Genomic DNA, 20,427 nt, shown 5'->3' with positions numbered 1-20,427 from the left:
GTTTTTCACGAGGCCCGATTACATCACACCGCTCAGCTGACGCCCGTCAGCCCGCCCACCTCATGGAGGGTCACCCAGAATTGATCGAGCGTGTTGGGATGCTCGTCGATGATGCTGGTGCCGTTGAACCAAGCGACATGGCCGCCGGGGCCGGAGGTCACCAACTGGCCCTGGTTGAACCACATCAGGGCGTTCTTCAGGCCTTCGCCGTCGGCTTCCTTGCCCCCGTTCCAATCGGTGATGCCCGTGCTGGCGTCGGTAACGTCGACATAAGTTGTCCATGCCGCCGACGAGGTCTTGACCGCAGACCCTGCAAGCGCGGTGTGAGCGGCATTCTCGTCCACATAGCCGTTGTTGTCGGCGTCAATGTTGACGCCGACAGTTGACCAGGCACCTTGCTTGGTCAGCCACATCACCGCCTCGCCGACCAGATCGTTGGGTTGGGTGACGTGATTGTCGATGTTGAGCTGGGCGGCAATCGCCTGCTGCAACATGATCACTCTGGCGTCACCGCTGGTCGAGGACGATTCAATGGATTTCGCCAAGCTTATCGAAATCAGCAGGGTATGTTCGTTGGCGTCTGCCGTGCCATTGCCGTTACTGTCACCCAGCAGCAGATAGCCGTCGATGCGCGGATTGACGTCCAGACTGGACAAAACGTGACTGGCGAAGGCGCTCTTGGTCGGATTGCCTTCGTTATTGGCGACATTGTCCCAGGCATCGGAGTGACTTCCCCAGAAGCCCTGCGTCAGGGCCTTGTTGGAGAAACCCTCATAGTCGCTGCTGTCCGTGGCCGACGGCGTACGCGAATGGCCGGCGGTGTCCGTATACGCGTCGGTCGTGGCCGTCGCGTTGTTGACGTAGCTGCCCAGTTGCGCGGTGCCCGTAGCCTGGTAGTGCCAGGTTTCGCCGATGTCGAGGACGCCGTTTCCATTGGTGTCGCCGGTGTTGAACCCGCCGCTGGTGATCGCCGTCGCATTGAAGTCATCGCTAGTGTTGCCGGGGGTGCCGTTGTCGTCCTTCACAACCACGTTGGTGAGCGCGACATTGCCGTCATTGGTGACATCGTAGGTCCAGGTAACCGGCTGTCCCTGGAAGATGTTCAGGCCGTGGTCAACACCGTTGGTCTTCTTGTCGAGCGTGATGTGCGGATCGGCGCCGAAGTAGCTGGAGCCGTCAGTTGCGGTATCGGTGCCGGTGTGGCTAGCGTCGTCGGTGAATGAACCCGAGGCCGTGCCGATGTTGCTATAGGAGCCCGTGCCCGCGACACCACTGGCCGTGTAGACCCAAGCTTCGCCGAGATCTAGCTTGCCGTCATCGTTGGTGTCGCCAATGTTATGGATATTGTCGGCCCCAAGCACAGCTACCGGCGCCACACCAGCATCGCTGTCGGTGACCGTCACACCAGACAGCGCGACATTGCCAATGTTGGTGACGGTGTACTCCCAGGAGATAGCTTCGCCTGACAGGATGTTGAGGCCGTCGCCCTTGGTCCCGCCATCCACCGTCACCTTGTTGATGGCGACCTCGGGATCGGCACCGAAATAGCTGGAATCATCGGTGTCCGTCACGGTGGTGCCATTGGCCGATGCGGAGACCGAACCGATATTGGAATAGTCGCCGATCACCGCTTGGCCGGAACCGGTGAACTTCCAGACTTCGCCGACATCAAGCAGCCCGTTGTTGTTGACGTCGCCGACATTGTGAGAGGCGTCGCCGCTTCCGACTTGATTGTCGACGCCCTGAACGGCCGAAACGGCCACATTTTGATTGTCGGTGACCACGACATTCGACAGAGCGACATTGCCGATGTTGGTAACCGTGTACTGCCAGGAAATCGCATCGTTGGCCAGCACGGTCAGGCCATCGCCCGATACAGCGCCGTCCACCGTCACTTTATCGATAGCGATCGCGGGTTGATCCTCCACACCACCGGTGGTCGTGATAGTGCGCCATTCCTCGAAGCCGCCATTCGCCCCCGAGAAGCTCGAATAAAGCGTCACGTATGAGTCCGCGGTCGCCCCTTTGAAAAGGCTAACGGGAACGAGGACCCGGTAGTCGTCCGTCCCAGATCCGTGATTGGCGTCGATGAGGAGTTGGGGGTCGGAAAGATCGAAGACGGTTGTGAACCCGGCGAATCCATTATTGTAATCGGCAAGTGTGGCGTCAGTGCTCGAAATATAGATTTTCAGGTCTTCCAGCGTAATCTCGCCGTTGTTGGCGTTGTTGCTTTCGTTGAGGTCGAGGCGGAATTCGATGTAATCGATCCCGCCGACATTGATCGACTGAATGTCACCATATTGCAGGCTGTGCGTGAACGACGACTTGTCGTCGAGAACGTTCCCGTTCTGATCGGTGTTGAATCCTTCCTCGATACCTGTCGCCTGCAGGCGCAGGAAGGAATCATAGTTGCCCGTGCCCGAGCCAATGGTGGTTGCATCAAGAAGAACGCCGAAACCTATGTCGAGACTCATGTCATCCTCCACGGCGCAAGCGCGCCTTATTGGCCGCCGATAGCGGCGAACTACCCATGCCAAAGGCGCCGAGATCGGTGCCCGAATTCAGTGAGGAGGATCAGCTTGGCGTTCGGCAAGCCGCGCCCACCGGCTCCGGCCAGCGAGCAGCAGATAGCGGCTCACGACGGCTGGCGATCCGATTGTGACGGCTGAAGCGGCATAGATGCCGCGCTGTGTTTCCCCTACCCCAGTAGCGCGGTACCCCGTTGTTGCCGGTCGGGAGATTTTTCACGCTACTCTATATTAGCGTATTATTAACTCTACTGCAGCGTGCGTCAACGGGCAATTCGATGAAGAGTTAATGACAAAAGTCAAACCTGCGCGCAAACACGGCCAATCAGCGTAAAGAATACTTGATGCTATTCTTAGGTCTTATTTTATGAGGGACCTTTGCGTCGCCCCTATCAGACCTCGGGCTGCCCGGTTTCGGTCGATCCCGTTCCGTAAAACGGCGCGGCCGCCGGGGCTCTCAGATCACCTTCTTGCCGCGCCGGCCGTCATGCGCTTCCACGGCCCTCTCGACGGCGCGCTTCAGCTCGTCCTTGATCTCCGCCGTCTCGGCCATCAGCGCCTCGATCTTGAGGAATTCGAGCACGCGGTATTTCGAGACATTCGGCCGGATCAGAATGTCCGGCGGGTGCTGTCTGAGCTTGTTGGCGATGATCGACTGCATCATCAATTGCGTGGCGCCATACATCAGATCGACGGTGGTCGGATGCCTGCGCTCGGCCTCGCTCGGCGCGCCGACGACGTCGACGGCGATGATGATGTCGGCGTCCTCCTCGATGAGATCGAAAGGCACGGGATTGTAGATGCCGCCATCGATCAGCACGCGGCCCTCGCGCGTCACCGGACGGAAGACCGCCGGGATGGCCGCCGAAGCGGCAAGCGCTGAATGCAGGTCGCCTTCGGTAAACACCGCAAGGCAGTGGCCAAAATAATCGGTCGCCGTCACCTTGAGCGGGATCTTCAGCGCCTCGAATGTCTGCGGAATCGCCTCCGGCAGGAAAGCCTTCAGGATGCGCTCGATGTTGAACTGGCTGACGCGGATGCCGCCCTGCATGGCCTCGGCGATCGTGCCCGGCCGCGAGCGCCACATGCGCGCCGCCACCTCGGCCCGGCTGCCGAGGATCGATCGCGCATAATCGTGAATCTCGGCACCCTTCATGCCCGACGCCATGCCGGCGCCCATGATGGCGCCGATCGACGAGCCGGCAATCGCCGCCGGCCTGATGCCAAGCTCGTCGAGAGCCTCGATGATATGGATATGCGCGAGACCGCGCGCGCCACCGCCGCCGAAGGCCACCCCGAAGGTCGGGCTCATCCCTTGCGGACTCCCGCCACCTGAACCAGCGGCGGCCCGATGACCATCACCGCGGGGTCGGACGACAGGAGCTTCTTCGCCGCCGCCTTGACGTCGGCCAGCGTCACCGCGTTGATGAGAGCCGCGCGCCGCTTGATGTAGTCGATGCCGAGATGATCGATCTGCAGCTCCACCAGCGTCGTGGCGATGGAACTGGAGGAATCCAGATTGTTGATAGCGTAGGCGCCGACCATGTATTTCTTGGTCGCCGCGAGCTCTTCCTCCGTCGGGCCGTTCTCGGCCATGTCCTTCACCACCTGGCGCACGATGACAAGCGTTTCGGCCGCGCGGTCCGAACGCGTCGCCGTCGTCACCAGCAGCGCGTTGGAATGCTCGTGATCGACGAGATCGGAGCTGACGCTATAGGCAAGGCCGCGTTTCTCGCGCACCTGCTCGTAAAGCCGCGAGGTGAATGTCGAGCCGCCGAGAATCTCGTTCATCAGCGCGGCGGCGTAGAAATCGGGATCGCTGCGCTTCACGCCCGGCCAGGCAAGCTGCAGGGAGGTCTGCGGCAAGTCGTAATTCACTTCGAGCTGCTGGCCGAGCTTGGGCTTGACGTCGGCAACCTGCGCCAGCGTCTGCCTGTCCGGCAGGTCGCCGAACACCTCGTCAAGCCTGCCGCTCAACGTGGCGGCGTCGATATCGCCCACCACCGCTACATGCAGGCCGCCACGGGCGAAATTCGCTTTGTGGAAGGCCCTGAGGTCGTCGGCAGTGATGGCGGCGAGGCTGTCTTTGTCGCCCTCGTCCGGCCGCGCATAGGGATGCTGGCCATAGATCGCGCGCAGCCAGCGCTGCTGGCCGATCGTGTTGGGGTCCCGCTCATTGGCGAGGATGCCGGACAGTATCTGGGCGCGGATGCGGTCGATCGGCGCCTGATCGAAGCGCGGACTGTTCACCGCCAGCTTCAGCAGGCCAAAAGCCTCGTCCTTCTGCTCGGACAGCATGCGCATCGAGCCATAGGTGCCATCGCGGGCGGCCTGAAAACTCATCTCGGCGCCGGCATCGTCGAGCTTCACCTGGAAGGCCTCGCTGTCGAGGCCGCCGGCGCCCTCATCGAACAGCCCGGTCATCAGGTTGACCAGGCCTTCCTTGCCGGCAGGGTCCTGCGCCGTGCCGCCGTCGAAGACGAAACGGATCGCAATCAGCGGGATCGAATGGTCTTCCACCAGCCAGGCGGTGACGCCCTTCTTAGACTTCACCTCCTGGATGTTCATCTCGGCGCGCGCGGCGAGCACCGGCAAAAGCAGGAAGAACAGGGCAAAGCAAAGGGTGGCGACGGCGCGGTAGAGCTTGCCTTCCTCTCTCGCCGGGGAAGGAGACGCGATCGTGCGGCCAAGAACCATGCTCATCATCAATTCCCCGCCTGCTGCTGCGGCAAGAGGTAGCCGCTGGTGGAGCGATCGAGCACCAGATAGCGGGCGGCGACCGCCTTGACCTCAGCGGCGGTTACCTTGCGGATGCGGTCGGGCCATTCCTGGACGTCCTTGACATTGCCGCCCGTGGCAAGCGTCGAGCCATACATGTTGGCCATGTCTTCCTGCTTGTCGCGCGCAAAGATCATGGAGCGCACATAACGGGTCTTGGCCCGCTCCAACTCATCTTCGCTCACGCCGTCCTTGACGATGCGCGCGATCTCGGCATCGACCGCCGCCTCGATGTCGACAAGGTTGGCGTCGCCGCGCGGGGCGCCATAGACGGTGAAGTTGGTGGCGTCGAGCATGGTGCCCTGGAAGTAGGCGCCGGCCTCGGAAGCGATACCCTGCTTGACGACGAGCTGCTGGTACAACCTGCTGCGGTTGTCGCCGCCGAGGATCTCGGCAAGCAGGTCGAGCGCCTCGGCTTCGCCCGGCTTGGCCGTATGATAGGACGGCACCACCCATTGCGTCGAAAAGCTCGGCACCGAGACGCGTGCGTCGGTGAGCGTCACCGTGCGCTTCGTGTTCTGCTCGGGCTCGACCGGACGGATGCGCGGCCGCAGGTCCGGGCCGCGGGCGACCTTGCCATAGGTCCTTTCGGCCATCGCCTTCACCGCGTTGGGATCGACATCGCCCACCACCACCAGCACGGCGTTGTTCGGCCGATAGTAGGCGTCGTAGAAGGCTTTCGCGTCCGGACGGTTCAACTGCTCCATCTCCTGCATCCAGCCAATGACCGGAATGCGGTATGGCTGGTTCTGCCAGAGCGTCGCATCGACTTCCTCGTCGAGCACCGCCTGCGGATTGCCGTCGATGCGCGAGCGGCGCTCCTCCAGGATCACGTCGCGCTCGGTCTTGATGACATCGTCGGTCAGGATGAGGTTGCGCATGCGATCGGCCTCGAAGCCCATCATCTCTTCGAGCGCGGAAGGTGGCACCGTCTCGTGGAAGGCGGTGTAATCGTAGGAGGTGAAGGCGTTATTTGAGCCGCCGATCTCGGCCACGGCACGGTCGAACTCGCCGGCGGCGTGTTTGGTCGTGGCCTTGAACATCAAGTGCTCGAAGAAATGCGCGATGCCGGATTTGCCGGGCGGCTCGTCAGCGCTGCCGATCTTGTACCAGACCATATGGGTGACGATCGGGGCGCGGTGGTCCGGGATGACGACCACTTCCATTCCGTTGTCGAGCAGGAAATCCTTGACCGCGCCGTCATCGGCCGCGCGGGCCGGAACTGCGGCGAGCGCCAGCGTGCCGGCAAGAAGCGCCGCTCGCAGCCCAATCCCCGTTGGTGTCATCAAGGTCTCCGGTTCCGGTTGCGCGACGATAGGCAAGGTTCGCCGGCGAGGCAAAGCGAATTGTTCGGCATTTTCGAGGCGCTTGCGCCTTTTCCTTCTTCCCCTGCCGGAGAAGAGGAAGCATCAGGCTCAGCCAACGACGATAAACCGAATAACCGTTTCGCCGTAATTGCGCTCATCCATCACCGAAAAACCGGCGCCCGGTTCGAATGGCGCCGAGGCAGCCTCCTCGACGACGCAGAGCGCGCCAGGCAGAAGCCAGCCGCCGGCCTTGGCCGAGCGCAGCGCGCGCTCGCCGAGCCCTTTGCCATAGGGCGGATCGGCAAAGACCAGCCCGAAGGGCGAGATCGTACCGACTTCGCCGAGATGCGCGGCGTCGCGACGAAAAATCTTGGTGCGACCGCTGAGCCCATAGGCCTCGACATTTTCGCGGATCAGGCCTCGCCCTTCCGTCGATTCCTCGATGAAGACACAGTAGGAGGCGCCGCGCGACAGCGCCTCAAGCCCGAGCGCGCCGGTGCCGGCGAAGAGATCGAGCACGCGGCCGCCTTCGAGCCTTTCCGCGTAGCGATGCGCAAGGACGTTGAACACCGCCTCGCGGGTGCGGTCAGTGGTTGGGCGGATGGCATTGCTTTTCGGCGTCGCCAGCGGACGCCCGCGGAACTCACCGCCGACGATCCGCATCGCCGCCCCTCTTCGGACCGCGCGGCCTGTCGCCGCCATCGCCTTCAGGGCGATCGCCGCGCGGCTTGCCGAACGGCTTTGCGCCTGGCTTGCCCTTGCCGCCCGGTTTGAAAGACGCCTTGCGCGCCTTGGCCTCGGCGGCCTTGGCGGCATCGGCTTCTGCCCTGCCCTTGCCGATCGGCCTGGCGCCCGGCGCCATCCAGACATTGGCCTTGCGCTGGCCCGGCGGTTCGATCGGCCGCTGCTCGCGTTCGGATTTCTTGCCGCCGAAGCGGGGCTTGTCGCCGAACCCACCGCGAGGCTTGTCACCGAAACCGCCGCGGTCGGAGGGCGCGCCGCGCTCGCCAAACGCCCGGTCCGGTTTCGTCGAGAGCTTGCTCAGCGCCTCGTCGCGGCTGCCTTCGCGGCGCTTGCGCGCCTTGATCAGCCCGCCCTCGCCGATCGGCCGGCGGTCGCCGTCGCGCGTGAATTTCGGCCGGTCGGCCTCTTCGCGGCGCGGCGCGCCGCCGCGCACCGGCTTGTTGGAAAACGGCTTTTGGATCTCGGCATCGAAATTGGCGCCGGATTCCTCGATCAGCCGTTCGCCGAGCTGTTCGCGCAGCACACGCCCCTTGATCTCGAGCACATGGCCCTCCGGCAGATCCTCGAGCTGGAACGGCCCGTAGGAGATGCGGATCAGCCGCGTCACATCGAGGCCGAGCGCGCCGAGGATGTTCTTCACCTCGCGGTTCTTGCCTTCGCGGAGCCCGATGGTCAGCCAGGCATTGGTGCCCTGCTCGCGGTCGAGCGAGGCTTCGATCGAGCCGTAGAAGACGCCGTCGACGGCGATGCCTTCGCGCAGGCCGGCGAGCGCGCTCTCCTCGACCTTGCCGTGGACGCGCACACGATAGCGCCGCAGCCAGCCTGTGGCCGGCAATTCGAGCACGCGCGACAGCCCGCCGTCATTGGTGAGCAGCAAAAGGCCCTCGGTGTTGATGTCGAGCCGGCCGATCGTCATCAGCCGCGGCAGGTCGGACGGCAGCACGTCGAAGACGGTCTTGCGGCCTTCCGGATCGCGGTTGGTGGTGACGACGCCCGCCGGCTTGTGGAACAGGAAGAGGCGCGTGCGCTCGATCGGCGGGATCTCCGTGCCGTCGAGATGGATAACGTCGTTGGCGCCGACATTGAAGGCCGGCGAGTCCAGCACCTTGCCGTTCACCTTGACGCGGCCGGCGGCGATCAGCTCTTCGGCGTCGCGGCGCGAGGCGATGCCGGCGCGCGCCAGCCGCTTGGCGATGCGCTCGCCGCTCTCCGGCGCGGCTTCCGAGGGACGCGGCCGCGGCTTGAAGCCGCCTTCCGGATTTCTTGCGATGCCGTCGCGCGGCGGGCGATCGCCGAATTCGCGCTTCGGCCGGTCGGCTAAGTCGCGTGCCGGGCGATCGCCGAATTCGCGCTTGGGACGGTCGAAACGTCTTTCTCCCCGCTCGCCGTCGGCCGCCATCGGCCGCTCGCCACGCGGTGCGTAGGGCTTGCGGTCCTTCTCGAAGGGCTTGCCGTCGCGCGGCGGACCTTTGCGGAACGGCCTGTCGCCACGCTCCCCGCCTTCCCCCATTTCACGCGGCTTGTGGCTGCGCTTGAAATCGCGGGCCGGGCGCTCGCCGTCGGCAGCCGCCGGCCGGTCGCCGCGCGGTGCGTAGGGCTTGCGGCCCTCGCGCTTCTCGAACGGCTTGCCTTCCGGGCGCGGGCCTTTGCGGAAAGGCCTTTCGCCGCGCTCGGCGCCCTCGCCCGCTTCGCGCGGCTTATAGCTGCGCTTGAAGTCGCGGCGTCCGCCGTCGACATCACGGCGTTGGCCATCGGCATCGCGGCGCTCGCCTTCGGCGGCCATAGGCCGCTCGCGCTTCACGAACGGTTTCTTGGGACCGAAGGCCGGCTTGCCGCCGCGGCCTCGCTGGTCCGCCGGTTTCGAGCCGCCTTTGCGCGGCCCGCGTGGAGATTTCTTGTCGTCGTTCATTACTTTGCTCGTCTTCGCCTGCTACGACGCCGCGCGCCCTTGCGGACGCCCAACGCAGGCAGTGTCATTCTTGATTTTGCGCATCCAGCCGCGCGGCAAAAACCGATTCCGGTTTTCAGAGTCTCGCGCTAGATAACAGGATCACTCTCGGGTGGCGAGAAGTAATCGGAATGGAGACCGCGTGAAACGACCGGATTTCATGGCCCTGGCACTTGAAGAGGCCGCGGCGGCCGCCGGCCGCGGCGAAGTGCCGGTCGGCGCCGTGATCGCCAATGGCGGCACGGTGATCGCGAAAGCCGGCAACCGCACGCGCGAACTCTCGGACCCGACCGCGCATGCCGAGATGCTGGCGATCCGCGAGGCCTGCCGGAAGCTCGCCAGCGAACGCCTCACCGGCCACGATCTCTATGTGACGCTGGAGCCCTGCGCGATGTGCGCCGGCGCGATCTCCTTCGCCAGGCTGCGGCGGCTCTATTTCGGCGCCGCCGACGAGAAAGGCGGCGGGGTGATCAACGGCGTGCGCTTCTTCGCTTCGCCCACCTGCCACCACACGCCCGACATCTATCCGGGAATGGGCGAGAGCGACGCTGCCCTCATCCTCAAGGATTTCTTCCGCGAGAAACGGAATGGCGGGTGAAGTGAGTAGTGGTTAGTGAGTAGTGAAGCTACTGACTACTGACTACTGACTACTGACTACTGACTATTTCACAGACCCAGCCAGTCGAACCAGCCACCCTTCTTGCCTTCGGCCTGCGCCTTGAGGCGGCGCTCCTTCTTGTACTCGTCCTCGCCGAGCTCGTTCTGCGGCGCGGTGGCGGCTGCCTGGCGATAGGCAAGCGGCGGCTCGCTCAGATATTTGCGAGTGGTCGGGTCGCCCTGCTTCTGTTCGGCCAGCCGGCGCTGAACCTCGGCGCGGCGCGTGGCGCTGGAATCATCCGGCGACCAGCGCGGTGGGTGGCTGGAACCCGACTCCGCCATCGCCTTCTTCACCGCTTCGGGATCGGTCTGCACGTCCTCGGCCGCCTCAGGCTGGTAATTCGGATCGTTCTGGTGCGCGGTGGCGTCGGCGCGGATGCGGGCGCGGCGCGCCTCCGGCGATTCGGGCCACTCGGCGCTCGCCGTCTGGATGCTCTGCTGCGGCGCCGGCAGATTTTCCTTCTGCCCGGGAGCGGGCTTCACCAGTTCAGGACGCGGCTTGTAGTCGATCGGGTCGCGATGCTTCGGCGTAATCGAGGCGGCGCCGGAAACATCGTCGAAGAGCTGCGCGGCTGCAGTCTTGCCGGTTCCGTAGGTGGGCGAGCTCATGCAGCCGGACATTGCGATGGCCGATACCACAAGCGGCGCCAGCAGCGCGGCGCGCGCAAACGTTCTGTCGGTCATGCCAAAAAGTCCCACTCTAACAGCCTTTCGGTCGCTACCGGCCAACGGCACGATCCCCTTGTTCCCCGCACTTGCGATGGAAATCCGGCGACAATTTGTCTGCCGGAGTGTCGCGTGTTTACCTCAACCGCTTATTAAGGGCAACGCACGGGCGGCTATGGGCCGCCCGGCGTGGCACTTTTGCACCGGCTTATAAACGGCCGAGCGCCTTCAGCTCGTGCAGCACGGCCGCATCGCGGGCCGAAACGTCCGGGAATTCCGGGTCCTGGCCGACATCGGCGGTGTAGCGCCAGGAGCGCGCGCATTTGGTGAGACCGCGATCCTCGGCTTTCTCCACCACCACCGCCACGCCCTTGACGTCGTCGAGCGTGAAGGCGCCTTCCGGCGCCTTGCCGTGGCTGATGACGAGGTAGCTGGTGATCGCCATCTCGGCCATGTCGACATCGGCGATCGCCGCCTCCAGCGCGGCGTCATCGATGGTGACCACCGGCACGGCCTCGAGCGAAGAACCGATCAGCTTCTCGGCGCGCGCGATCTCCAGCGCGCCGGTGACGACGCGGCGCACCTGTCTCACCTTGCGCCATTTCTCGGCCAGCGCCTCGTCGCGCCAGTTCTGCGGGATCGCCGGGAACTGATCGAGATGCACCGAGACGGCTTCGGGATGGCGGTCGAGCCAGGCTTCCTCGGTGGTGAAGGGCAGCATCGGCGCGAGCCATTTCACCAGGCATTCGAAGAGGTGGCGCACCACCTGCACGGCCGCCCTGCGGCGCAGGCTCGACGGTCCGTCGCAGTAAAGCGCGTCCTTGCGGATGTCGAAATAGAAGGCCGAAAGCTCCACCACCATGAAGTCGAGCAGCGCACGGGTGATGCGCTTGAACTCGAACGCGTCGTAGCCCTGGCGCACCACCTCGTCCAGCTCCGACAGCCGGTGCAGCATCAGCCGCTCCAGTTCCGGCATGGCCTCGACCGGCACGTCCTGGCCGTCGTCATGGGCAAGCGTGCCCAGCATCCAGCGGATCGTGTTCCTGAGCTTGCGGTAGGCGTCGATATTGGTCTGCAGCACGTTCTTGCCGAGGCGCTGGTCTTCCCAATAATCGGTCGTCACCACCCAGAGCCGCAGGATATCGGCGCCGGACTGTTTGATGACGTCCTGCGGCACGACGGTGTTGCCGAGCGACTTCGACATCTTGCGGCCTTCCTCGTCCATGGTGAAGCCATGGGTGATGACCGTGTCGTAAGGCGCCCTGCCCCTGGTGCCGCAACTTTCGAGTAGCGAGGAATGGAACCAGCCGCGATGCTGGTCCGAGCCTTCGAGATAGACGTCGGCCGGCCATTTGAGGTCCGGACGGTCTTCCAGCGTGAAGACATGCGTCGAGCCGGAATCGAACCAGACGTCGAGGATATCCATCACCTGGTGCCATTTCGAGGCATCATGATTGCCGAGGAAGCGCGCCTTGGCGCCCTCGGCGAACCAGGCATCTGCGCCTTCCTTCTCGAAAGCGTCCATGATGGGCCGGTTGACGGCCTCGTCCTTGAGCACATTGCCGTCCTCGTCGGCGAAGACGGCGATCGGCACGCCCCAGGCGCGCTGGCGCGACAGCACCCAGTCCGGGCGCTCCTCGATCATGGCGCGGATGCGGTTCTGGCCAGCCGCCGGCACGAAGCGCGTGTCGTCGATCGCCTTCAGCGCGCGGCTGCGCAGCGTCGTGCCGTCGCCAAGGTCCTTGTCCATGTAGACGAACCATTGCGGCGTGTTGCGGAAGATGACCGGCTTCTTGGAGCGCCAGGAATGCGGATAGCTGTGCTTCAGCCGGCCGCGCGCGAAGAGCGCATTGCGCTTGATCAACTCGTCGATGACCGCCTGGTTGGCGTTGCCCTTCTTGCCGTTGTCGTCGATGACGCGCGCCGCACCGCCCTCGCGTCCTGGGCCGAAGCCCGGCGCGTCCTTGGTGAAGAAACCTGCATCGTCGACCGTGAAGGGGATCGTGGTGTCGACGCCGCGAGCCCGAAGGTCGGCGGCAGCTTCCATCCAGGCGTCGAAGTCCTCGCGGCCATGACCGGGAGCGGTGTGCACGAAGCCGGTGCCGGCATCGTCGGTGACATGCTCGCCGGCAACCATCGGCACCGGGAACTCATAGCCGCCGCCGAGCCCCTTGAAAGGATGCGAAAGCGTAAGCTTCCCAAGCTGTTCGGCCGAGACGCTATGAAGCCTGTTGAACGTGACCTTGGCCTTGGCGGCGCTTTCCTCGGCCAGCGCGTCGGCAAAGATCAGCTTCTCGCCGGGCTGCGGACCGAAGGCGTTCTCGGCCGCCGTCACCTCATAGAGGCCATAGCCGATGCGCGGCGAATAGCTCACGGCGCGGTTGCCGGGGATGGTCCAGGGCGTGGTCGTCCAGATGACGATATGCGCCTCGACCAGATCGAGCGCGGCCTCGTCCAGCGCCGGCGCGGCGCCGGCGACCGGCTGGGCGAGGCTCGCGACCGGGAACTTCACCCAGACCGTGTCGCTCTCATAGTCCTGATACTCGACCTCGGCCTCGGCGAGCGCGGTGCGCTCGACCACGCTCCACATCACCGGCTTCGAGCCGCGGTAGAGCTGACCGGACATGGCGAATTTCAACAGCTCGCCGGCGATGCGCGACTCGGCATGGTAAGCCATGGTCGTATAGGGATTGTCGAAATCGCCGATGACGCCGAGGCGCTGGAACTCGTCGCCCTGCACCTTGATCCAATGCTGGGCGAAGTCGCGGCATTCCCTGCGGAACTCGTTGACCGGCACCTCGTCCTTGTTCTTGCCCTTGGCGCGGTACTGCTCCTCGATCTTCCATTCGATCGGCAGGCCGTGGCAGTCCCAGCCCGGCACGTAGTTGGCGTCGTAGCCGCGCATCTGGAAGGAGCGGTTGATGACATCCTTGAGGATCTTGTTCAGCGCATGGCCGATATGGATGTTGCCGTTGGCGTAGGGCGGGCCGTCATGCAGCACGAATTTCTGTCGGCCGGCGGCCTCCTCGCGCAGCTTTTTGTACAGATCCATGTCCTGCCAGCGCTTGACCAGGCCGGGCTCCTTCTCGGGCAAGCCGGCGCGCATCGGGAAATCCGTCTGCGGCAAATAAAGCGTTTTGGAATAGTCGATCGTTTCAACGGTGTCGGTCATTGATCTGCCATCTCAGGGTACCCGACGACAAAAGCCGGGCGTCAAGTCTTGCTTTGACGCATATCGTTTTCCCAAAACCGAAGCCACCTTCGGGCGATATGCGTTGATGTTCATGAAAAAACGCGAGGGGCGCGCGCGAAAACTCCCGGCGGCTCCAGCGGCGCTCAGGCCGCCCGGAACACCGGGCCCGTAATTCGTATCGCGATCGCGAAAAGGCGCGAAAAGCTCGTCATGGCGTGGCTTTTAGCGGATGGCGCGGCAGGAATAAAGCGCGGATTTCAAGGCATGAAGCGGCTTTCGCGACCTACATCGTGAAGTTGAAGCGGTAAGTGGTCGAGACACCGAAGGTCCACTGGTTGCGGTCGCCGCGTTCCTTGACCAGGCTGGAATCGGCTGCAGGCCCCATCAGGCGCGAATATTCGGTGAAGACGCTCGCCGTCATCGGCTCCGTCACCTTCCAGGTGATTGCGCCGCCGAGGCCTGTCGACTTCACACCGCCGCCCGGATGGTATTCGCTCAAGCCCGAAGCCGCCGCTTCCTTGGCGTTGACGCCATAATAGGCGTCGAAATAGTCGGTCGAGGCGAAGGAGACGCGCGGGCCGCCGGAAATGCGGACCGTCGGCGTGACGTCGTAGAAGGCGTCCGCGGCGATGTCCGCTACGAAACCGTTATGGGCTCGAATGCCGTGCCGCAGCTCCGCCCGTGCCCTCACCCAATCCAGCGGATAGAATTCGAAGAAGCCACCCACCTCGCCGCCCCAGCGCACCGGATCGAGGCCTTTCAACTCGTCGTCGCTCTCGCGCGAGAACAGGAACTTGCCGGTTAAGCCGGCGCGAACGGAGCCGTCATCGATCAGCGCCAGCGAGATGTTGTCGTTGCGCGAGGTGAAGCGCGCCTCGGGGCCGACCTTGCCGAGCGAGATGATCGGCTGGGCGCTGAGCATGTATTTCTTGCCGCCCTCGAAATTCGGCGCGACGAGTCCCGTGGCGCCGAGGGTGAGATACCAGTCACCCGATATCCAGCCGCCTTCGCCCGCCTGAGCGACAGGCGCGGTGAGCAGGCTCATGGCGATGGCCAGAGGAATCGTCCCGACAATACGCATCGTCACCCCTTACGCGAAACGCGCCGGCAGCACCACTCGCCAGCGCTCAAGCCATGCCGTGCGTTCGGTAAAATTTGACTTAAAATCCGTAACGTGGACGGCAGCTGCGAAATATGAGAAAGGCTACCGGATCAAGTGCTGCGTGGCGCGACCGGAAGGTCCAGCAGCCCCGCCACGGCCTTGGTGCCTTTTCCGCCAATACGCGCAGAGCCGTCGTCGCCCACCTCCACCGTGGCACCGTTGGCGAAGCTGAGTGACCACCCGTCGTTCCTGACGTTGCGCCGGCGGTCGGTGAGTTCGATACCGCCGGCGGTGACCAGCGCGACAATCCTGTCGGCGTCCATCCTCGACCTCCGGATGCGGGCCATCAATTCAGCTCGAGCCCGTCGGTAAGGTCGCCGAGCGGTGGCTCGCCATGCGCCGCAACGGCTCGGTCGCGAACCACTATGCCGTGCAGCACGGGCAGTTCGAAGCGCTCGGTAATGAGGCGAAGGATCGAGGTCGTGTCATAGGGCGTATGATCGACATAGCCGTGTTTGGCGAAGGGCGAAACGATGATTGCCGGGATGCGCGTGCCCGGACCCCAGCGATCGCCCTTGGGCGGCGCGACATGATCCCAGATGCCGCCATTCTCGTCATAGGTGACGACGACCAGCATATGCGGCCATTGCGGGCTCTTCTCCAGATGCGCGATGACATCGGCGATATGGCGGTCGCCGGCCTGGATGTCGGCATAGCCGGAATGCTCGTTGAGATTGCCCTGGGGCTTGTAGAAAGAAACCTGCGGCAGGACGCCATCGTCGATCGCCTGGATGAAGCTCACGCCGCCCAGTCCGGCATCGCGCAGATGTTCGCGCCTGGCTTCGGTGCCCGGCGCGAAATTGGCGTAATAGTTGAACGGCTGGTGGTGGTACTGAAAATTCGGGATCGGCGTGTGATTGCCGTGTTCAAGCGTGTACTGCCAGGCACCCGAATACCAGGCCCAGCTGACGTGCTTGAGGCTCAGCATGTCGCCGATGGTCGGCTCGGTCTGCGGGGGCAGGGTCGTCGGCTTGGCCGGATCGGCCAGGCGCGGATCGCCGCCCGGCGCCGGATCGTTACCGCTCGGCTGGTAAGGCGGCTGCATCGTGTTCACCGCGTAGAAATCCGGCGTCAGATTGCCGTCGGAGACGAATTTCGGGATGCCGTCGCGCGCCGATTTCGGTGAATTGTCGGCGAGCTTCAGCGCCGTGCCGTTATCATCCGTCACCGCGATCGATGGCTTGGCCGTGCTTTTGTCGGCATTAGCGTAGTAAGGCGCGCAGGCGCAGATCAGCCACTGATGGTTGAAAAAAGAGCCGCCGAAGCCACCCATGAAGAAATGGTCGGCCAGAACGTACTTCTGCGCAACGGCCCACATATCCCCCTTGGAAATGTCCCAATTGCTCATCGGCATGGCGCCTGAATCGCCCCAGGCGACGAACATGTCATTCTTGCCGCCGTTGATCTGCATCTGGTTCTGGTAATAGCGGTGCCAGAGATCGTGCGTTGTGGCGCTGAGCGGGACGTTGAAACCTTTCGCGTCGTTCACGGTGAACGGCGCGTTCGGAAGGTGTTCGGTCATCGCCTGCGTCACCGGCGGCGTGACGCCCTTGGCAGTCAGCCCGTCCCATACCGGCGGAAGCTCGGACAGCACCGAACCGTCACGGTCGCGCTGCTCAAGACTTTCCTTGCTTGCCTTGTCGATGCCCTCGGCACCGGGAAAATGGCCGTAAAGATTGTCGAAGGCGCGGTTCTCCGCGAAGATGACAACCACCGTTTCTATTTTTGACATGCCGTCCGGGGGATCGCCGGGCTGGGCTGCGGAAGCTGAAGCGGCAGCGCACAGAACGAAAGTCGAGGAAAACAGGGCAATCCCAGAGGAGCGCGTCATCACCGTACCTCACAGTCGTGCAAAACGGGATGACACCAGCTTCGGCGTATCTTTGCAATAGCAGCGAGGATCGTGGTGCCATTTGGGATACCTTCCCAACGACAGGATGCGCTGGCCACATGTGGAGAGAAGTCCGACCACGGCAGGGCCATGACGGACGCGATCGGCCGGCGGCGACCGTCTTACGTGATGATGCTCTTCAGCGGCACAACCTTTGGCAAACGGTAACCGCTTACGCAGATTTCATGCTACGCGGCGCGCCGGTTCCGGCGCGACGTCTCTATCAGGTCGCAGGCCGTTTCCAGTCCGCCGGTAAGCGGGTTTGAGGCGCCGTAGGCAAGGGCCGCCTGGTGCCATTGCGCGCGGACCGCCGGATCGCCGGCTTTCTGGATCGCCTGCCGCCAGATTTCGGGATCGTCGCGATTGGCCACGACCAGTCCCGCCCCGCTGGCCTCGACATATTTTGCATATCCGCAAGCGTCCGAGGCGATGACCGGCAGGCCATTCGCGAGCGCCTCGAGGATTACCGTGCCGGTATTTTCCAGGCGAGCCGCGTGGAGCATGAAATCGCTCACGACCACGATCGCCGGGATATCTTCCTGGATGCCCAGGAGCGTAACCCGTTCCGACATGCCGGATTTGGCAATCAGGCCACGAAGCCGCGTCTCTTCCTCGCTGTTCTTTCGAAGGCCGGCAATCAGCCAATGAACGCCCGGAAACGGCTGAAGAGCCTTTACCGCCCGGTCGAGACCCTTCACCTTCAATCGATTGGCGATGGTCAAGGCGATGACCGCCTCGCGGGGAAGCCCGAAACGATCGCGGATCTCATTGCGGTCGACAGTCAGCAGGTCCGGCCTGCGGCGTTTCGGATCGAGCGTCGGCCCGACGACGTGAACGCGCGATTCCTCGGTTCGCCAGAAGCCGCGGTAAAGCGCTGCCTGCTGTTCGCTGAGCGCAATGATCTGGACGGCGTTGCCGGGGGCAAAGATCATCGATTCGAGGTTCTGCTGGCGCATGAAGCGGGGGGAAAACGGCCGCCACCATCCGAGCTTCGAGGCAAAATAAGGCGGGTCGCCAGCATAGTAGATATCCAGCCCGGCCATCTTGTTGAAACCGACCACGCAGTCGAAGTCGCGTCTGGCAGCCAACACGGCCCTTCCCAGCGCATATTCGGTGCCAGGGTTGGAGAGAACCCGTACCGCATGGACTTTTATGGTCGCCGAACTCTCGACATGACCGACCTGGCGCGTTGTCAGGATCGTCACGCTATGGCCGCGCTCCACCAGTCGGTCACTGATATTCAGACAATCTCTCTGCAGACCCCCGTTCATAAAGAGGGCAGAGATTGCACAGCAGATTCTCATCACATTTTCCGGAGCGCCGCCTTACCCCCAAGATCGGCGGAGAGAGACCCCGGGTGCACCCCAGACTTCCCCGTTCAAACAAACACGGCCGGCGCTCAAATGTTGGTCGTGTTGAAATCACGAATATGCTGTATATAGCTGGTTATCAAGAGACTTGGATGCTTTCGGGTTCAAGCTTCTTCCCAAAAGAACCCTGCTGGAGCGCGCCCATGAAAATTCCACAGGGCGATCGCGGCTGCCAAGCCGGCCCCGACGGAAAGCCGCGATAGCCGTGCCAAAGGCGCTGCGTGAATATGACTGGCGGCAATGGCTGAGGCTGCAGCCGCTGCTGCATGCCATCAAAACTGCCCGTTACCGGAGAATCGACCGGAGCTTTGTGCGTCAGCCGGCCAAGGGTGGCGATATCCCTGATATTCGTGCCGCCGCCCGGGGCCGCCATGTCCTGCTAACTGTCGCCTTCGACGATGCCCAATGCCTGGAGCTACAATTGCGGCTGACGGGACAACTTGTTCGCCACGATCTCCACATCGTCGCCGACAACAGCATCAGCGATGCTTCCGCAGACGAGAACAGGCGGGTTTGCGCGGACCATGGCGCCACCTATGTCAGGCTGCCGGCCAATCCGTGGACTGCGAAAAACCCGAGCCGGTCGCACGGCGCGGCGCTCAACTGGATGTGGCACAATGTCCTGAAGCCTGCCGCACCGGCCGCGTTCGGATTCCTGGACCAGGATCTTTTCCCGACGCAGCCCTGCGACCCCTTCGAACCTCTTGAAGCCACGGCTTTTTACGGCGATCTGCGCTGGGCAGGCGCGCGATGGTATTTGTGGGCCGGCTATTGCTTCTTTCGATTTGACGCCGTCGGCCGCGAGCCTCTCGACTTCGGGCTCGACTGGTTCGCCGGCCTCGACACCGGCGGAGCCAATTGGGAGGTGCTCTACCGGGATGCGGACCCGAACACGATGCCGCAACGGCCGATAACCGCATTCGCCGCCTTGCCGGGGATTGAGCTCAGACAGGCCTATTGCGAATGGCGGGGTAGCTGGCTTCATGAAGTCGGCCTCGACGGCGACCGGTCGTTGAAGGCGAAAAAGCGTGAAGCAGTCCTGCGGCTGCTCGCCCCCGTCCTTGAGGTCTCGCTCGGATCAGCCAGACAAAGAAATTGACAGTCGACAGATCGACGGAACTTTGGAATTGGAATTTTGAGATCGGGCCGCCGACATCCGGCAACTTAACGGCCATCCGATCCCGGCCGGTTATCGCAAGGACCATTCTATTGCTGACAGTAAGCGTGATCATTCCGGTGCGAGACGGCGCACAATATGTCGGCGAGGCCCTGCAAAGCATCCTGGACCAGGATCTGGCGGATATCGAGGTCATCGTCGTCGACGATGGATCTTGCGATGACAGCGCCGCGATCGCGACGTCGATCAGCGACCGTGACGGCCGCGTCAAGGTTGTAGCCAACCGCGGCAAGGGGATCGTCGATGCGCTGAACATGGGGATTTCGCTCGCGCGGGCCCCTCTTGTGGCGCGCATGGATTGCGACGACGTTTCGCTGCCCGACAGGTTGCGCCTGCAGGTGGCGTGTTTCGAGGCGGACCCCGATTTGCAGTTGCTCGGTACGGCGGGACTGCAGATCGACGGGGACGGAAAGCTGCTGAGGCCGATCGACGTCCCCGCCGGCAACGACCCGTTGCGGGAGGCGCTTGCCAGATATAATCCCATGCTTCATCCGACGGTGATGTTCCGGACCGAAGCGGTCCGGCGCGCGGGAGGCTACCGTCGCGCGTTCACCTATGCCGAAGATTACGATCTATGGCTGCGGCTTTCCGAGACGGGAAAACTGGCCAATATGGCAGTGCCGCTGGTGAAGCTGAGATCGCATCCGGGACAAGTATCGCGCGTGAAACAGGACCAGCAAAAGGCGGCCGCGGCACTGGCCAGGCAGTCGGCGCTGTTGCGTCGCCATCGCGCCGAGCCGTTCGACGCGAACGGCCAGCCCGCGCAGGCCATTGCAGGTTTTCTGGCATCGCGCGCCGCCACGGGGATCGGCGTCTCCAGCCTGGAAAGACGCGACATCGAGTTGCTGCTGCGAACCGCGGGCATACCCGTGGCCGTCACGTGCAAGCTGCTGTTCCTCGCGGCTGTCGGCGCCCCTTCTTTCAGGACGCTCGCGCTCGGACCTCGACTGGCCTGGCGCAGGATGATCGCGCGCCCTGCAAAGATGCGGCCGAACTGATGCGGCTC

The 20,427-nt window shown here is 63.5% G+C and carries 15 protein-coding genes; 3 read left to right on the top strand and 12 right to left on the bottom strand.

What is annotated here, in order from left to right:
* Positions 1 to 32 precede the first annotated feature (32 nt).
* The 6 genes from LB565_RS04590 to LB565_RS04565 form a co-directional block, all read right to left on the bottom strand.
* Positions 33 to 2,474, bottom strand: a complete 2,442-nt coding sequence (locus LB565_RS04590; RefSeq protein ID WP_224581990.1) for a hypothetical protein — start codon at positions 2,472 to 2,474, stop codon at positions 33 to 35.
* A 511-nt stretch (positions 2,475 to 2,985) separates the two neighbouring features.
* The gene (locus LB565_RS04585) at positions 2,986 to 3,840 is read right to left on the bottom strand and encodes a patatin-like phospholipase family protein (RefSeq protein WP_224581989.1); all 855 of its coding nucleotides are present in this window, start codon (positions 3,838 to 3,840) and stop codon (positions 2,986 to 2,988) included.
* Positions 3,837 to 5,234 (bottom strand): M16 family metallopeptidase, encoded by a 1,398-nt coding sequence (locus LB565_RS04580; RefSeq protein ID WP_224581988.1) that lies wholly within the window; start codon positions 5,232 to 5,234, stop codon positions 3,837 to 3,839. The genes LB565_RS04585 and LB565_RS04580 overlap by 4 nt, the downstream gene beginning before the upstream one ends.
* Positions 5,234 to 6,592, bottom strand: coding sequence for a M16 family metallopeptidase (locus LB565_RS04575; protein WP_224581987.1), 1,359 nt, complete (start codon positions 6,590 to 6,592; stop codon positions 5,234 to 5,236). The genes LB565_RS04580 and LB565_RS04575 overlap by 1 nt, the downstream gene beginning before the upstream one ends.
* A gap of 129 nt (positions 6,593 to 6,721) precedes the next feature.
* A complete protein-coding gene (rsmD, locus tag LB565_RS04570) occupies positions 6,722 to 7,276 on the bottom strand; it encodes a 16S rRNA (guanine(966)-N(2))-methyltransferase RsmD (RefSeq protein WP_224581986.1) in 555 nt (184 codons plus the stop codon).
* Positions 7,257 to 9,266 (bottom strand): pseudouridine synthase, encoded by a 2,010-nt coding sequence (locus LB565_RS04565; RefSeq protein ID WP_224581985.1) that lies wholly within the window; start codon positions 9,264 to 9,266, stop codon positions 7,257 to 7,259. The genes rsmD and LB565_RS04565 overlap by 20 nt, the downstream gene beginning before the upstream one ends.
* 181 nt (positions 9,267 to 9,447) lie before the next feature.
* Between LB565_RS04565 and LB565_RS04560 the strand changes: the two genes are divergently transcribed.
* Positions 9,448 to 9,903, top strand: a complete 456-nt coding sequence (locus LB565_RS04560) for a nucleoside deaminase (RefSeq protein WP_224581984.1) — start codon at positions 9,448 to 9,450, stop codon at positions 9,901 to 9,903.
* A 68-nt stretch (positions 9,904 to 9,971) separates the two neighbouring features.
* On the opposite strand, the gene LB565_RS04555 is transcribed toward LB565_RS04560, so the two are convergent.
* The 6 genes from LB565_RS04555 to LB565_RS04530 form a co-directional block, all read right to left on the bottom strand.
* Positions 9,972 to 10,583, bottom strand: coding sequence for a hypothetical protein (locus LB565_RS04555; RefSeq protein ID WP_411970611.1), 612 nt, complete (start codon positions 10,581 to 10,583; stop codon positions 9,972 to 9,974).
* Between the two features lie 253 nt (positions 10,584 to 10,836).
* Positions 10,837 to 13,800, bottom strand: coding sequence for an isoleucine--tRNA ligase (gene ileS, locus LB565_RS04550; protein WP_224581982.1), 2,964 nt, complete (start codon positions 13,798 to 13,800; stop codon positions 10,837 to 10,839).
* Positions 13,801 to 14,104: 304 nt separating this feature from the next.
* Positions 14,105 to 14,902 (bottom strand): MipA/OmpV family protein, encoded by a 798-nt coding sequence (locus tag LB565_RS04545; RefSeq protein WP_224581981.1) that lies wholly within the window; start codon positions 14,900 to 14,902, stop codon positions 14,105 to 14,107.
* A 131-nt stretch (positions 14,903 to 15,033) separates the two neighbouring features.
* Positions 15,034 to 15,246, bottom strand: coding sequence for a hypothetical protein (locus tag LB565_RS04540; protein WP_224581980.1), 213 nt, complete (start codon positions 15,244 to 15,246; stop codon positions 15,034 to 15,036).
* Positions 15,247 to 15,269: 23 nt separating this feature from the next.
* Positions 15,270 to 16,814: an acid phosphatase gene (locus LB565_RS04535; protein WP_411970608.1), complete on the bottom strand. Its 1,545-nt coding sequence runs from the start codon at positions 16,812 to 16,814 to the stop codon at positions 15,270 to 15,272.
* A gap of 248 nt (positions 16,815 to 17,062) precedes the next feature.
* Entirely contained in the window at positions 17,063 to 18,145 is a 1,083-nt protein-coding gene (locus LB565_RS04530) for a glycosyltransferase family 4 protein (RefSeq protein ID WP_224581978.1), read from the bottom strand.
* 304 nt (positions 18,146 to 18,449) lie between these two features.
* On the opposite strand from LB565_RS04530, the gene LB565_RS04525 reads away from it, so the two are divergent.
* Positions 18,450 to 19,343 carry a hypothetical protein gene (locus LB565_RS04525; protein WP_224581977.1) on the top strand — a complete coding sequence of 298 codons (894 nt, stop codon included), beginning with the start codon at positions 18,450 to 18,452 and terminating at the stop codon, positions 19,341 to 19,343.
* A gap of 110 nt (positions 19,344 to 19,453) precedes the next feature.
* Positions 19,454 to 20,419 carry a glycosyltransferase gene (locus LB565_RS04520; RefSeq protein WP_224581976.1) on the top strand — a complete coding sequence of 322 codons (966 nt, stop codon included), beginning with the start codon at positions 19,454 to 19,456 and terminating at the stop codon, positions 20,417 to 20,419.
* Positions 20,420 to 20,427 lie beyond the last annotated feature (8 nt).

This window comes from Mesorhizobium sp. CA14 (assembly GCF_020165195.1).
Lineage (GTDB): Bacteria > Pseudomonadota > Alphaproteobacteria > Rhizobiales > Rhizobiaceae > Mesorhizobium.
This window is presented reverse-complemented; position numbering and strand designations above follow the sequence as displayed.